This window comes from Streptomyces sp. NPDC056734 (assembly GCF_042790455.1).
Lineage (GTDB): Bacteria > Actinomycetota > Actinomycetes > Streptomycetales > Streptomycetaceae > Streptomyces.
Map to the genome: position 1 here is coordinate 100,810 of NZ_JBHTZD010000019.1, position 14,196 is coordinate 115,005.

General features: G+C 68.9%; 13 protein-coding genes. 9 read left to right on the forward strand and 4 right to left on the reverse strand.

Translation table 11 applies throughout. The features are described from left to right. Positions 1-2 precede the first annotated feature (2 nt). From ACFRFC_RS27710 to ACFRFC_RS27720, 3 genes are read right to left on the reverse strand one after another with little or no spacing between them, the layout of a single operon-like run. Positions 3-2,420: a bifunctional anthranilate synthase component I family protein/class IV aminotransferase gene (locus tag ACFRFC_RS27710; protein WP_382689354.1), complete on the reverse strand. Its 2,418-nt coding sequence runs from the start codon at positions 2,418-2,420 to the stop codon at positions 3-5. Beyond that, positions 2,413-3,537 (reverse strand): CaiB/BaiF CoA transferase family protein, encoded by a 1,125-nt coding sequence (locus ACFRFC_RS27715; protein WP_382689352.1) that lies wholly within the window; start codon positions 3,535-3,537, stop codon positions 2,413-2,415. The genes ACFRFC_RS27710 and ACFRFC_RS27715 overlap by 8 nt, the downstream gene beginning before the upstream one ends. 5 nt (positions 3,538-3,542) lie before the next feature. Further along, positions 3,543-4,397, reverse strand: a complete 855-nt coding sequence (locus tag ACFRFC_RS27720) for an enoyl-CoA hydratase/isomerase family protein (RefSeq protein WP_382689351.1) — start codon at positions 4,395-4,397, stop codon at positions 3,543-3,545. An 88-nt stretch (positions 4,398-4,485) separates the two neighbouring features. Between ACFRFC_RS27720 and ACFRFC_RS27725 the strand changes: the two genes are divergently transcribed. The 6 genes from ACFRFC_RS27725 (at position 4,486) to ACFRFC_RS27750 (ending at position 10,303) form a co-directional block, all read left to right on the forward strand. Continuing rightward, entirely contained in the window at positions 4,486-5,472 is a 987-nt protein-coding gene (locus ACFRFC_RS27725) for a cyclase family protein (RefSeq protein ID WP_382689349.1), read from the forward strand. 62 nt (positions 5,473-5,534) lie between these two features. Then, complete coding sequence (locus ACFRFC_RS27730; protein ID WP_382689347.1) at positions 5,535-6,194, forward strand: GntR family transcriptional regulator; 660 nt, start codon at positions 5,535-5,537, stop codon at positions 6,192-6,194. Between the two features lie 186 nt (positions 6,195-6,380). Then, a complete protein-coding gene (locus ACFRFC_RS27735; RefSeq protein ID WP_382689345.1) occupies positions 6,381-7,430 on the forward strand; it encodes an amidohydrolase family protein in 1,050 nt (349 codons plus the stop codon). Continuing rightward, positions 7,427-8,449, forward strand: coding sequence for a fumarylacetoacetate hydrolase family protein (locus ACFRFC_RS27740; protein WP_382689344.1), 1,023 nt, complete (start codon positions 7,427-7,429; stop codon positions 8,447-8,449). The genes ACFRFC_RS27735 and ACFRFC_RS27740 overlap by 4 nt, the downstream gene beginning before the upstream one ends. Before the next feature lie 141 nt (positions 8,450-8,590). Then, a complete protein-coding gene (locus ACFRFC_RS27745; RefSeq protein WP_382689342.1) occupies positions 8,591-9,550 on the forward strand; it encodes a VOC family protein in 960 nt (319 codons plus the stop codon). 72 nt (positions 9,551-9,622) lie between these two features. After that, positions 9,623-10,303 (forward strand): cyclodeaminase/cyclohydrolase family protein, encoded by a 681-nt coding sequence (locus tag ACFRFC_RS27750; protein ID WP_382689340.1) that lies wholly within the window; start codon positions 9,623-9,625, stop codon positions 10,301-10,303. Positions 10,304-10,342: 39 nt separating this feature from the next. Here the strand turns inward: ACFRFC_RS27750 and ACFRFC_RS27755 are convergent, their stop codons facing one another. Continuing rightward, on the reverse strand, positions 10,343-10,921 hold the full coding sequence (locus ACFRFC_RS27755) for a TetR/AcrR family transcriptional regulator (protein WP_382689338.1): 579 nt from the start codon (positions 10,919-10,921) through the stop codon (positions 10,343-10,345). Positions 10,922-11,193: 272 nt separating this feature from the next. Between ACFRFC_RS27755 and ACFRFC_RS27760 the strand changes: the two genes are divergently transcribed. The 3 genes from ACFRFC_RS27760 (at position 11,194) to ACFRFC_RS27770 (ending at position 14,142) form a co-directional block, all read left to right on the forward strand. Then, complete coding sequence (locus ACFRFC_RS27760) at positions 11,194-12,381, forward strand: PucR family transcriptional regulator (protein ID WP_382689336.1); 1,188 nt, start codon at positions 11,194-11,196, stop codon at positions 12,379-12,381. 390 nt (positions 12,382-12,771) lie between these two features. Further along, positions 12,772-13,254 (forward strand): nuclear transport factor 2 family protein, encoded by a 483-nt coding sequence (locus ACFRFC_RS27765; protein WP_382689334.1) that lies wholly within the window; start codon positions 12,772-12,774, stop codon positions 13,252-13,254. 51 nt (positions 13,255-13,305) lie between these two features. Beyond that, entirely contained in the window at positions 13,306-14,142 is an 837-nt protein-coding gene (locus ACFRFC_RS27770) for a fumarylacetoacetate hydrolase family protein (RefSeq protein WP_382689332.1), read from the forward strand. Positions 14,143-14,196: the final 54 nt, after the last annotated feature.

Here is a 14,196-nt window from a genome sequence, read left to right on the forward strand (position 1 = left end):
AGTCAGGTCCTCTGAGTGACGGAGGGGCGTGTCGATGGGGATGCGGCGCGGCAGTGGGCGACAGGCATGGTCGCCATGGCTGCCAGGGCCCGTGCCAGCGCCGCGGTCACCGGACCCGGCTGCCACGTCACCGGGCAGCCATCGGCCGCCGCGACGGGAGTCACGCCGGTGAGTGAGTCGGTGACGAAGACCTCTGTGGCATACGCCAAGTCGCCCAGGACCAGGGATGCGAGGCCGGTCCGGACGCCGTGACCGCGAGCGGCGCTCAGCACCGCGGCGCGGGTGACGCCCGGCAGCAGGCGGCCGTCGGCGGGCGGGGTGAGCAGGACACCGTCGATGACCGCGAAGACGTTCGCCCGGTCCGTCTCCAGCAGTTCACCGGTCCCGTCCGTGATCAGCACCTGCTCGTCCGGAGCGCCGTTCAGCCGGGCCGTCAGCAGGGCCAGCAGCCGCCTGTCCGCGTAGGCGTGCTCACCTATCCCACCGGGTACGACGGCTGGGCGCAGTCGTACGGCCGGGGGACCGGTATCGGTCCCCGACTGCGGGAGCACCTCGACGGTGACCTGTAGCGGGCCGCCCTTCGGACGGACCGTGATGTGCAGCTGGCCGGTCGGGCGACGTGCCACGGCCTCTCGCAGGGAACCGGGCAGGGAAGCGGGGAGACGCTTGCCGTAGAGGGTCAGCACGCTCGCCGACAGGCGGGCAAGATGCGCCGTGAGATCCCTGGCCCTGCCGTCCGACACCCTCAGGGCGGTGCGGACCCCCGCAGTGGGTCGAGGACGCGTTGCAGCGTCGGGAAACGCCGTCGTCCCCGCCGATCCGACGGCGTGGCGCATCGCCGTCATCCTCTGCGAACCGAAGGGGTCAGGCCCCGCCACCGTGCTCGGCGAACCGACCGCGTCAGACTCCGCCACCATCCCCGGCGAACCGACCGCGTCAGACTCCGCCACCATCCCCGGCGAGTCAGGGACGATGGACCCGGTGCCGAGGGTCGCCCCGATCGCGGCCAGCAACGGACGTGCCTTGAGGATCGCCTCGGCGAACTCGTCGTCCGGACGGGAATCGGCGACGATGCCGCCGCCCGCGCCCAGCCACGACCGGCCCTCGGCGAACTCGAACGTGCGGATCGCCACGTTCAGCTCCAGGCCCGCGACCGGGGAGCGGTATCCGACCGCGCCGGTGTACACCTCGCGGGCCGTGCTCTCCAGTTCGTCGATGATCTCCAGGGCGCGGACCTTCGGGGCGCCGGTCACCGAGCCCGGGGGGAACGTGGCCCGGATCAGGTCGCCGTCGGACCTGCCCGGCGCGAGTACCCCCTCGACCGTCGAGACCAGGTGCCAGACCCCGGGGTGCGGTTCGGCGCCGAGCAGGACGGGGACCGTGACGCTGCCGGGGACACAGACCCGGGCGAGGTCATTGCGCAGGAGATCCACGATCATCACATTCTCGGCCCGGTTCTTCGCCGAGGCCAGCAGCCCGGCCCGCTGAGCAGCGGCCTCGGCCGCGTCACCGGACCGTGGCGCCGTGCCTTTCACGGGCTTGGCGACCACCGCGCGCCCGGCACCCGCCTCGCGTCGCAGGAACAGCTCGGGCGAGAGCGACGCGACGGCGGCGCGGACCCCCGCACTCCCGCTCCGCCCAGCCGTCCCAGTATCGCCCGTATCACCCGAAAACCCTGTATCGCCCGGGTCGCTGACACCGATGAAGGCGGCGTAGGGCGGGCGGAGTCCGTCGGCCGCGAGGCAGAAGGCGTCCAGCGGATCACCGGCGAATCCCGCTTCGGCCCGCAGGCAGATGTTGGCCTGGAAGATGTCCCCCTGGTGGATGTACTCCACCGCCCCGCGCACCGCTTCCCGGTGCTCGTCACCCCCGGGAAGCAGTCGGAACGGCGAGAACGTGTAGGCGCGGGCCGGCGGAACCGCCTCGGCCCGCCGGACCAGTTCGGCGAAGCGCCGCTCGATCTCCCGGCCCCGCTCCTCGGACCACAACGCCTCGAAGACCCACTCGCCCGTCACCCGATCCCGTACCAGCACATGGTCGTAGAACCCGAACCAGAGCGTGGGAAGACGATGACCAGGACGAGGCGGGAGCGCCTCCCCGGTGGCGGCGTACCCGAGATACCCGATCCACCCACCCCCGAACGAGCACATCCGCCCTCCCTCGAATGAGCCCCCCACCGCCGAGCCGTCCGAGGACCCGACGGGAAACGGGGCGTCGAGAACGTCCTCCGCCGTCCCCGTCCCCGTCCGCACCGCGACCGGCTCCGACGCCACGACGTCGAACCCTCCCGCCCAGTCCCCGGACAGGCACACCGGATGGGCGTCCGCCCGTATCAGCCGCAGGACGTCGGCCATGGTGAGCGACCATCCCAGTGCCCGCCGCACCACCCGGCCCGCTCCCCGCACACCCCCCTCAGTCATGACCGGGGAGCGACGGCGGCGGCAGCCGATACGTCGGTGGGGTCCGTGACATCCGGATGGGGTTGCTGGGCACCGCCACATCCCCGACATGTGCGATCGGGTCGAGCCCGAGCGACTCCGCGAGGGCGAACGCACCGGCGATGTCGTTCACCGGCCCGGCCGGGACACCCGCCTCTCCCAGTCTGCGGGCCCACCGCGCGGTCGCCTCGCCGGCCAGCAGCGCGGAAAGCTCCCGCCGCAGCGCCGGGCGGTGGGCGACCCGGTCGGTGTTCGTCAGGTACCGGGCGTCCAGGGCCAGGGAAGGGGCGCCCAACTCCGCGCACAGCGTGGCGAACTGCCGGTCGTTGCCCACCGCGACGGCGATCTCACCGTCCTTGGTGGGCAGGGTCTCGTACGGCGCTATCGACGGATGCTGGTTGCCCAGCCGGGTGGCCACACTTCCCGCCGCGGTGAAGGCCGACGCCTGGTTGGCGAGCGCCGCGAGGAGCGAACCCAGCAGACTCACCTCGACCAGCTGCCCCTCGCCCGTCCGCTCGCGGTGCCGTACGGCCGACAGCAGTCCCACGCACGCGAACAGCCCGGCGAGTACGTCGACCAGCGCGACGCCGACCTTCTGGGGCTCGCCGGACGGGTCGCCGGTGATGCTCATCAGCCCGCCGGTCGCCTGCACGATGAGGTCGTAGCCGGGCAGTGCCGCTCCCGGCCCGGAACCGAAGGCGCTGATCGAGCAGTAGATGAGATCGGCCCGCTCGGCCCGCAGTTCGTCATAGCCCAGGCCCAGCCGGGTCATCACTCCCGGCCGGAAGTTCTCCACCACGATGCCGGAATCGACGGCGAGTTCCCTGGCCCGCTTCCTGCCGTCCGGAGTACTGAGATCGATGACCACGCTTGTCTTGTTGCGGTTCGCCGCCAGGAAGTAGGTGGCGGTGCCGGAGGCGTCGTACGGCGGTCCCCACGCGCGGGTGTCATCGCCCCCGCCAGGCCGCTCGACCTTGATGACCTGCGCGCCGAGGTCGCCCAGGATCATCGTGGCGAACGGGCCCGCGAGAATCCGGGAGAAGTCCGCGATCCGGACCCCGGCCAGGGCCGCCGTCGGTTCGGTCCTGCCGTCGCTCATCGCGCTCACCGCCCCTGATAGCGGGCGGGCCGCTTCTCGCGGAACGCGCGATACGCCTCGGCGGAGTCCTCGGTGCTTCTGATGACCCCCATGTGCGAGGAGACCAGCTCCAGACTCGTGCGGAAGTCGAGCCGCTGGGACTGGATCGCGGTCCGCTTGATCATGCGGATCAACTGAGGTGGCCCGTCGGCGAGTCTGCGTGCCAGCGCGTACGTGGCGGTCATCAGGTCCTCCGGCGCGTGCACGCTGTTGATCATGCCGAGCTGATCGGCGCGGGCGGCGGAGACCGTGTCGCCCGTGAGCAGCAGCTCCAGCGCCCGGGGGAGCCCGATGAGCCGGGGCAGCAGCCAGCAGCCGCCGTCGCCCGGGATCAGGCCGACCTTGACGTAGGACATGGCGAACGTGGCATCGGCGGAGGCGAGCCGCATGTCGCACATCAGCGCCATGTCCAGGCCGGCCCCGACGGCCACACCGTTGACGGCGGCGAGGACGGGCTTGTCGACGGTCTCCAGGGCGAGCGGCACCCGGTGGATGTGCTCGCTGAGGGTCAGCTTGTGGTCGAGTGGGCGCTGGCCGGTGTCCTCGATCCAGGACAGGTCGATTCCCGCGCAGAAGGCGCCGGGGGCACCGGTCACGACGATGACGCGCACGTCGGGGTCGTGCTGCGCGTCGATGAGCCGGTCCGCCCACGCGTCGACCATCTCCAGCGTGAAGGCGTTGCGCTTGTCCGGGCGGTTGAGGCGGATGGTGGCGATCCCCTCGGACACCGCGTACTCAAGCCCCTCGGACACCGCGTACTCAAGCCCTTCGGACGCCGCGTACTCAAGCCCCTCGGACACCGCGTACTCAAGGTCAGGCATGGCTCTCCGTTCGTGACCGTTCTTGACGGCAAGCAGATGCAGTAAACATAATGCATAATCGATAGAAGGGGAGAGTGAGGAGAGCACCATGACCGCAACTGAGCGGATCGTCGCAGGTGAGAGCATCGCCGCTCGTTCGGCACGTCGCCATGAGGTGAGTGCCAGCCCCTTCGGGCCGTCCGACGAGATCGGCATGCTGAACCTGATGACAGCGGAGTCACGCGGGGCGGCACTCGCCTCCGCCGACCCGTCCGTGATCTACGACCTGTCCGTCGACTACCACGTGGGGATGCCGTCGTGGGCCGGGCTGGGCGACCCGACGTATCAGATCTGGATGTCGCACACGCCTCCCGGCAGTGTGAACGAGAACGCGCTCGGGGTGGGGGAGCAGCAGAATCAGCTGGTGACCTACTCCGGTGACTGCATCTCGATGTACACGCACACCGGGACCCATCTCGACGCCCTCAATCACTTCGGACTGGGCGGCTCGGTGTGGAACGGCCGTACGGCCGCGCGGGACCTCGGCAGCCGGCACTGGCTCAAGAACGGAGCCGAGCGGCACCCCCCGGTGATCGCGCGCGGAGTGCTGCTCGATGTCGCGGGCGCCGCGGGCGTCGACCTGCTGCCCGACTCCCACCGGATCACGGCCGAGGAACTCGCGGGAGTGATCGAGGCCCAGGGCACGCAGATCCGCGTCGGTGACGTCGTGCTGATCCGGACCGGGCGGATGCGCGTGTGGCACGACGGCCCCCGGTACCTCCACAACGAGGCCGGACTCGACCGTGCCGCGGCGGCGCTGCTGGCCGAGGCGGGGGCCATGATCATCGGGGCGGACAATGTCGCGCTGGAGGTCATGCCCTCCGTGGACCCGGAGAACTGGCACCCGGTGCACACCTATCTGCTGGGGGAGTGCGGCATCCCGATCATGGAGAATGCCTACCTGGAAGATCTGGCCGCGGCCCGGCTGCACGAGTTCGTGTTCGTCGGCGCCGGTCTGCGTCTGCGCGGGGCCACCGCCGCACCGATGCGACCACTGGCCTTCCCGGTGGCGCCCGGCAGCCCGCTCAGCAGCTGACAGCGGCCCCGACCGACCCCCGGTGCATGATCCACCGCCGGTATTGCGCGAGGATGTGAGCGATGACCGACACTTTGACATTGACCATCGCCCAGCGGGTGGCGGAGCAACTGCGCTCCGAGATCAGGCAGGGCATCCTGGCGGCCGGTGAACCGCTGCGCCAGAACGACGTGGCCGCGCGGCTCGGAGTCAGCAGCACCCCGGTGCGCGAGGCGTTCCACCTGCTCGAACGCATGGGTCTGGTCGAACGGGAAGGCCGGCGCGGTGTGCGCGTCTTCAGCCCGTCCATGCGCGATCTGGTGGAGGGCTACGAGGTCCGGGGGGGACTGGAGGCGCAGGCGGCGCGACTGGCGGCGGTGCGGCTGTCGGACCAGGCGCTGGCCTCGCTGGGCGAGATCATGGGCCGGATGCACCGGCCGGGGGTCGAGCAGCAGGAGTTCATCCGCCTCAACGCGGAGTTCCACGCGCTGATCGCCCAGGCTTCCGGCAATGCCAGGCTGGCGAAGCTCGTCGCCGCGGAGCAGGCCGCCACCTCGTCGTTCGTCGCCTTCCTCGGGGTCGACGCCAGCAGCGCGGAGGAGGCGCACGCCGAGCACGCGGCCGTCCTGGCCGCACTGGAGGCCCGCGACGCCGACGCCGCCGCCGCGGCGATGTCCGCGCACCTGTACGCGCGCGTCGAGGCGCTGGAGTCCCGGCTGGAGGATTCCGGCACCGCTCGCTGAGAGGCGAGTGACGACATGACCTTGGTCGACACAGACGTTGACCAGGCCCGATCATCAATTATGCATTATGTAGAAGACTGTCCAGGCTTATCAAGACCGTCAGAGACCTTCAGAGACCTTCAGAGATTTTTGAGGGACTTTCAGGAATTTTCAGGGACTTCAGAGACCTCAGAGATAGGTGATCCCGTGCTGGACGCGTTCAGCCACTTCCTGCCTCGCCCGGTTCTCGAACGCTTTCGTGAGCTGGCCCCCGGGCATCCGGCTCTCGGGCTGTTCGAGCGGCTCCCCGAGCTGTGGGACATGGACGCTCGGCTGCGTTCACTGGAGGCATTTCCGGACCTCCAGCAGATCCTCAACTTCGGCAACCCGCCGATCGACTCCCTCGCCCCGCCCCCGGTGGCCGCCGAACTCGCCCGGCTGGCGAACACGGAACTGGCCTCGCTGTGCGCGGCACATCCGGACCGGTTCCCCGCGTTCACCGCCGTGCTGCCGATGGGCGACGTGGACCTGGCGCTCCAGGAACTCCACCACGCCCACGAGCAACTCGGCGCACGCGGCATCCAGATCTTCACCAACGCCGGTGGCCGGCCACTCAGCGACCCGCGGTTCCGGCCGGTGTTCGAGGCGATGGCCCGCCTCGACCTGCCGATCCTCGTCCACCCGTACCGCACGGCGGCCGCGGCCGACTACACCGCCGAGTCCGCCTCCGAGGACGAGGTGTGGTTCACCTTCGGCTGGCCCTACGAGACCAGCGCGTTCGCCGCGCGCATGGTGTTCTCCGGCATCTTCGACACCCTGCCGGACCTCAAGATCGTGCTGCACCACTTCGGCGCCATGCTCCCGATGTTCGCGGGCCGCCTCGACCTCGGATTCCGGCAGATATTCACCGGCCCCGGCGGCGTCAACCCGCTCGCCGTGGACGCCGGGCTCAAGGCTCCCGCAAGCGAGCACTACCGGCGCTTCTACGCCGACACCGCACTCAACGGGTGGGCACCAGGACTCCGGGCGGGCTACGAGTTCTTCGGCCCGTCCCGATCCCTCTTCGGCACCGACGCGCCCTTCTGCCAGGACGGCGGCCCGTCCTTCATCAGTGACACGCTCACCGCGATCGACGCCTTGGACCTGCCCCCCGAACAACGCGAACTCGTCCTCGACGGCAACGCACGCCGGTTGTTCCGGCTCCCCGCCACCAACGGTCGCGGCACGACGGGCCCACATGAAGGAGGCACCCCATGACCCCCGTTCGGCAACAGGTGACACAAGGCAGCCCCTTGCTCGGGGACTTCGCCTTGATGACCGTACGGCAGTCAGACGTGCCCCTACCCGCCCTGTTGCTCGGGGGACAGCTCTGGGACCTGCGCGGGGCCGCCGCCGCAGCCGCCGTGGACCTGGTTCCGGACACCCCGCGATTCGGCGTCCTGGATCTGCTCGCGGACTGGACACGGACCTTCGACCACCTGTGCGCGCTGACGGGCCGCATCACCGGGAGTGGCCTGGACACCGACCGCTATCCACTGGTCGCCGACGGATGCGCGATCCTGCCGCCGATTCCCCGCCCCAGCAAGATGCTGCACGCCGCCCAGAACTACCCGGACCACGTCCAGGAGATGCGTGCGGCACGGACGTACGGATTCAATGACACGCCCATCGACCAGGCACGGGATTTCACCGGCCGGCGTGAGGGCGCCCGGCCGTATCTGTTCCTGAAGGCGCCCAGCTGCCTGGCCGGTCCCTATGACGACATCCCCATTCCGCCGGAAGTCACCCAGCTGGACTGGGAGGTGGAACTCGCGGTGGCCATAGGGCGCCGGGCCAGGCGGGTCACGGCGGAGAACGCGCTGGACCATGTCGCCGGTTTCATGACGACCAACGACTTCTCCGCACGGAATCTGCTGATCCGCCCGGACCGCGAGAGGCTGCGCTCGGACTGGTTCGGCGGCAAGAGCCACGACGGGTTCGCCCCGATGGGACCGGTGTTCGTCCCCGCCGCCTTCGTGCCGGACCACCTGGACCTCGGGCTGCGGCTGACGGTGAACGGGGAGATCAAGCAGAACGGCAGCACCGGGAACCTGATCTTCAGCCCGGCCGAGCAGATCGAGTACGCCTCGCGCATGACCACCCTCGAACCCGGCGACATCATCGCCACCGGAACACCCGGCGGAGTCGGCCAGGGCACCGACAGCTTCCTCACGTCGGGCGATGTGGTGGAGGCCGAGGTGGAGGGCCTGGGACAGCTTCGCAACCGTGTCGTCTGACACGGCGCGCATACGGCGACGGCAACGGAAGTCGCCGGGCACGGCCCACGGGGCCCATCCTGGAACGGAGACACGATTCACATGAACGAGAAGCACATGAGTAAGACGCACATGAGTAAGACACACTTGAACAAGTCACACATGAACCAGACCTCACCCTTTCGTCAGCCGGCCACCGAATGGCCGGTCTCGCCGGTCACTCATGTCCGGTACGTGGCCGAGGCGGTGCCCGACCTGTCCGCCTCGGTGGGTTTCTACGGCGGCATCTGGGGACTGCGGGAGGTCGAGCGGGACGGCGACGTCGTGTTCTTCGCCGCCGAAGGCAGCCCCGAGCCCTATGTCCTGAGGCTGCGCGCCGCGAAGGAGAAGCATCTCGACCTCGCCTCGCTCGCCGTGCGGGACCGCGCGGACGTCGACCGGATCGCCGAATCGATGCTCGCGTCAGGCATGTTCCTCGACCGCGCGCCGGGCGCGCTCGACACCCCCGGCGGAGGCTACGGGCTGCGCGTCTTCGACCCCGACGGCCGGTTGATCGAAGTCAGCGCGGACCTCACCCCCCGGCCCTTCCGCGCCCTCGAACCCGGCGAATCGGTACCCCGCAAGGTCAGCCATGTCGTCTTCAACAGCGCACAGATCGAGGAGACGATCGCCTTCTACGTACGCCACCTCGGGTTCCAGGTGATCGACTGGCTGGGCGACTTCATGGCCTTCCTGCGCGTGGGCGGCGACCACCACATCATCGCGATCACCCGCGCACCCCACTCCTCGTTCAACCACATCGCGTTCGACATGCGCGGCCTGGACGAATACCTGCGGGGCACCGGCCGTCTGGTGCGACAGGGCGTCCGCCCGGTGTGGGGGCCCGGACGCCACGGCCCGGGCGACAACACCTTCTCGTACTTCGTCGACCCGAACGGGAACGTGGCCGAGTACACGTCGGAACTGAAGACGCTGACACACCAGGACGACTACTGCGGACGCGTCTGGCCCGCGACGCCGGAGGAGAACGACCAGTGGGGCACGGGCGGCCTGATCGAGGAGTTCCTGCCCTTCGCGATCAATCAGTCCGACCCGCTCCTGTGGACGTCCTCTCCCGTGTAGCGAGCAGCGGGGCCCGGCGCCGAGCCGGTTTCGCTTCGATTCCGCTGTGACCAGGAACGACAAGGACTCTCCATGCAGCTCTCTACGCAGCGCACCACGCGGCCCGCCACACAGCCCGCTACGCAGCTCTCCGTGCAGCACGAGACGATCGGCGAGTTCCTCGGCGCGCTCGCCGCGCGAGTCCCGGCTCCCGGCGGCGGCGCCGCGGCCGGGCTCCACGCGGCCGTCGCCGCCGCGCTGCTCGGCATGGTCGCCCGCTACACGACCGGCCACAGATACGCCGAGCACGCCGAGCGGATCACCGAGCTGATCGACGCGACGGACCGATGGCGGGCGGACGCACTCCGGTCGGCACAGGACGACGCGCAGGCGTTCGGCGCTGTGGCGAAGGCATACGGCCTGCCCAAGGGCACACCGGAAGCCCGGCGGACGCGCTCGGCGGCGATCGCCCGCGCCCTGACCCTCGCGGCACAGCCGCCCACTGCCGTGATAGGTCTCGCCCACGCCCTCCTCCCGGCGGCCCGGGAACTCAGGACGATAGGCAACCGCAGCGTGCTCGCGGACGTGGCCGCAGCTGCCGAGGCCGTCCGCGCCGCGGCCGTCACCGCCCGCATCAACGTCGAGGTGAATCTGCCCGGCATCACCGATGCGGCCGTCCGGACCGACCTCCGCAACACGGCCGGCACGGTCGATCGGATCGTCATCGGCGCGGACGAGATCACCGCGGCGGTGCGCGCGGAGATCGCCGGATAGCCGCGGCGGTGCGGCGGAGATCGCCGGACAGGTGCGAGGTCAGGTCCGCCGGGACGCGATCACGGCAGCCGCCGCGGATCGCGCCCAGCGGTGCACCTCCGAGCCCTCCGCGTCCTTGAGCTGGGCGGACACCGCGGCACCGTCGTAGATCAGGCAGAGCTGAGCCACCAGATCGTCGGTGTCCCGCAGACCCGCCCGGTCCAGGAGACCGGCGAACAGCTCCCTGAGCGAGCGGCGCCGGCGGGCCACGGCTTCCAGCACGGCGGGCACGGAGGGACACTCGCCCGCCGCGTTGATGAACGCGCAGCCTCGGTAGGTGGGGGACCCGAAGTTCTCCGCGAGCAGGTCGAAGACACACAGCACCTGCTCGATGGGGTCGTCCGACCGGCCGGGCAGTTCAGCGACGACCCGGGCCCGCATCCGCTCGCTCCGCTCGTCCAGGTACGCCGCGATCAGGTCGTCCTTGGACGGGAAGTGCTTGTAGAAGGTGGCCTTGGCCACGTCGGACTCGGCGATCAGCCGGTCGATGCCGCTCTCATGGATGCCCCGTGCGTAAAACAGTCGGTGGGCGGTGTCCAACAGCCGGCGGCGGGGGGAAGGACGTACAGCGGTAGACATGTCTTGACACTAGCAGACAGGTCGGTCTACCTTCACTTTACGTTGATTTTGTTTGTCTCTCCTTTCGGCAAGGTAACGCCCAAGTGAACCCGGCGGACTTGGTGACGGCGGCCGGTGTTTTTCCCTGGGCTGAACTGCCGGGATGCTCCATGACCGCCCCTATCAGCTGAGGTGCAACCGTGCGAGTCAAAGGCCGATGGGTATCCAGCCTCAGCAGTGGAAGAAGCGGAAGCTACGGCTCCTTGCAGCCCGCGGTGTCGTCGGAGTCGGTGGTGGACGCCATCGATGTGATCGGCGCCGAGGCGGTCGAATGGGCCATTGAAAAGGCGTACACGCTCGCCGAGCTGGTCACTGAGAAATATCCGGCGTTCCGCGGTGGCCCCGCACAGTTCGACACACTGCGCATCGCCACCGAATCGACGGTGCTGACCGGGCTCGTCGAGATCTTCGACGGTAAACTCGTGCACTGGCAGGTAACACCGGAAGCGGCTTTCCATATTCGAGACCTGGTGCACCGGAGTATCCCGCAGGTGGATGTTCTGGGAGCCATCAGATTCTCGCACGCAATGCTCAGCGACTGGCTGATGGAAGCGTGCCGAGGATTTGTTTCCCCGGCTGAACTCGCGGATCATCTGCATTTGATCTCGCGCACGCTCCTCTTCTGTTTGGACACCCTCTCGGATGACGTGACGCGTACCTATCAGGCGGAGTACGAGCGGTACAACAAATCGCCTCTCGCGCATCGGGACGAGGCCCTACGGTCCGTTCTCGCGTCGGATCCCGAAGACGTCGACGTCGCCTCCAGCCGACTGCGCTATGAACTGAGCGGACGGCATCATGTCGCCGTCGTCCTGACCCGGTTCGAGTCGCGGTTCGACGACGATTCACTGCACAGCGCCGCCCGGAGACTGCTGCGAGCCTGTCATGCCGAGCAGATGCTGCTCGTGCCCGACGGCCACTCCGTGCTCTGGGGCTGGGGGAACAGCCGGTCGCCTCTCGCGGTGCGGGGCGCGCTGACGGAGACCCCGGGTATCGGGGTCGTGGTGGGCACGCCCGCCAAGAACGTGACGGGGTTCCGCCAGACACACAAGGACGCGTTGGCGGCGCAGCGCATCGTGGATTTTTTCGGGATACGGTCCCATGTGCCGCACTACTTCTCCGATCTGCATCTGCTGACTCTGCTCGGTCCGGATCAGCAGAAGATCGACAGCTTTGTGCAGAGTGAGCTTCGTGATCTCGCCGAAGCGGGCACCTCGACCGCCGAACTGCGTGCCACTCTGGGCATCTATCTGGACAACCACAGCCCGCAGGCGACCGCGAACCGCATGTACATCGCGCGTAACACGGTGGCCTATCGGCTCCGGCGCATCGAGGAACTCCTCCAGCGTCCGGTCACGGAGCGCCAGACGGAGCTGCGGCTGGCGCTGCTGCTGAGAGACTGCGCGGCCATCTCCAGCTGAACTTCCGAGCGCCGACCAGCGTGCATCGAGCTGCCCGTCCCCAGGAACACCCAGGTGGACGGGCTGTTTCGCGTCCCCGGCCCGGGACGGCCGCAGGGCGCCGCCCGAGCACCGCGCCATGGCCGTAGGACCCCGTACGAGCACCGCGCCACGGCCGTAGGACCCCGTCCGGGCACCGCGCGGCCCGCTTGGGCGATCCGTGCAAAGCGTCACCGCTGCCTTGGGCATCGGGACCAAGCGCGACACCGCGGGGATCCGGAGTATGGACACATGACCGGCCACGTGAACGCAGCCGGACGAATCCGCAATTCCTTCAGTGAGCCATCAAAGGTCGGTGAACCGGCGTGCCTCGGCACGACCGGGACCCGATGCCATGGAGAGGAAAAAGCAATGGGTGAAACCACTGCCAGCCGTGACGACATCATCGCGGCAAATCTGGCCGCGGTTCAGGCGCACTTCCACAACGAGGCTCCCGAGACCATCGACAAGGCCATCGCCCTGTACGACGAGAACGAGATCTCGTGGGAGGGGCCCAGCCGAGGCGTCGGCCTCACCGAACACGGTGTGGTGCGCTCCGCCTACATGGACATCTTCCGGACGGTGAAGTTCAACAAGTCCGCGGTGCTGCGGGAGTTCGCGACCGAGCAGTTCGTGTTCCACGACGAGGTCGTGGAAGCCGAGGTCGTCGGCGACTTCATGCCGAATCTGCCGTACCCGGTCGGCACCATCATGTCGGTGCGCGTGGCGCATCTCTTCGAGATGCGTGACGGAAAGATCATCAAGGAAATCGCGTACGAGATGTTCCGGAAGGCCGGCAGCCCGGAGGACAACGATGTGTTCCCCGAGGGGACCGTCTGGACCTACTACAACTGAGAGCCGGTCGGTGAACACACGACGAGTGCTGTCGCCGGAAAAGGAGAACCAGTGAAGCTCGTTGGGTATGTGAATGGCCAGGGCGAAAGCGCGATCGGCTCGCTCGGTGACGCCGAAACGATCGTGCCGCTGTCGACCATGCGGGAGTTCTACCGGGACGGCTTCCGGATCGCCGAGCGCGCCGCGCCGGCCGGGGAGCCGATCAAGCGCTCCGGCGTCACCCTGCTCCCGGCCGTCCCCGAGACCGCGCGCGTCTTCTGCGTCGCGATCAACTACCTGGGGCACGCGGCGGAGGCGGAAGAGGTCGGAATCGCCCGCCCGCTGGTGCCCATGATCTTCGGGCGCTGGGCGAGCACGCTGGTCGTCGACGGAGCGTCCATCCCCGTCCCTCCTCGCGAGGAGGGGCTCGACTGGGAGGTCGAGCTGGCCGCGGTCATCGGACGGCCGACCTACGATGTCGACGAGGCGACCGCCATGGAGTCGGTCCTGGGATACGCGGTCTTCAATGACATCTCCGCGCGCCAGGTCCAGCTGGAGACCCCGCAGTTCACTCTGGGGAAGAACGCGGACAGCAGCGGTCCGCTCGGCCCCCTCGTGATCGATCCGACGCTGGACCCCCATGACCTGAGGCTCATGACACGGGTGAACGGGGAGATCGTCCAGCAGGGCAACACGCGGGACATGGTGTTCAAGCTCCCCCGCGTGATCAGCCATATCTCACGGAGTGTCACCCTGCTGCCGGGCGATGTGATCGCCACCGGCACCCCCGAGGGGATCGGCGCGTCGATGAAGCCGCCGCGTCTGATGGGCCCGGGTGACGTGGTCGAGGTCGAGGTGGAGAAGCTCGGCGTCGTACGCAACACCATCACCAAGCCGGGCAGTCACTGAGACCCGTACCCAGCCGCCGCCCAGAGAGCTGGGCCCCGGGAATTCCCGCCCCGC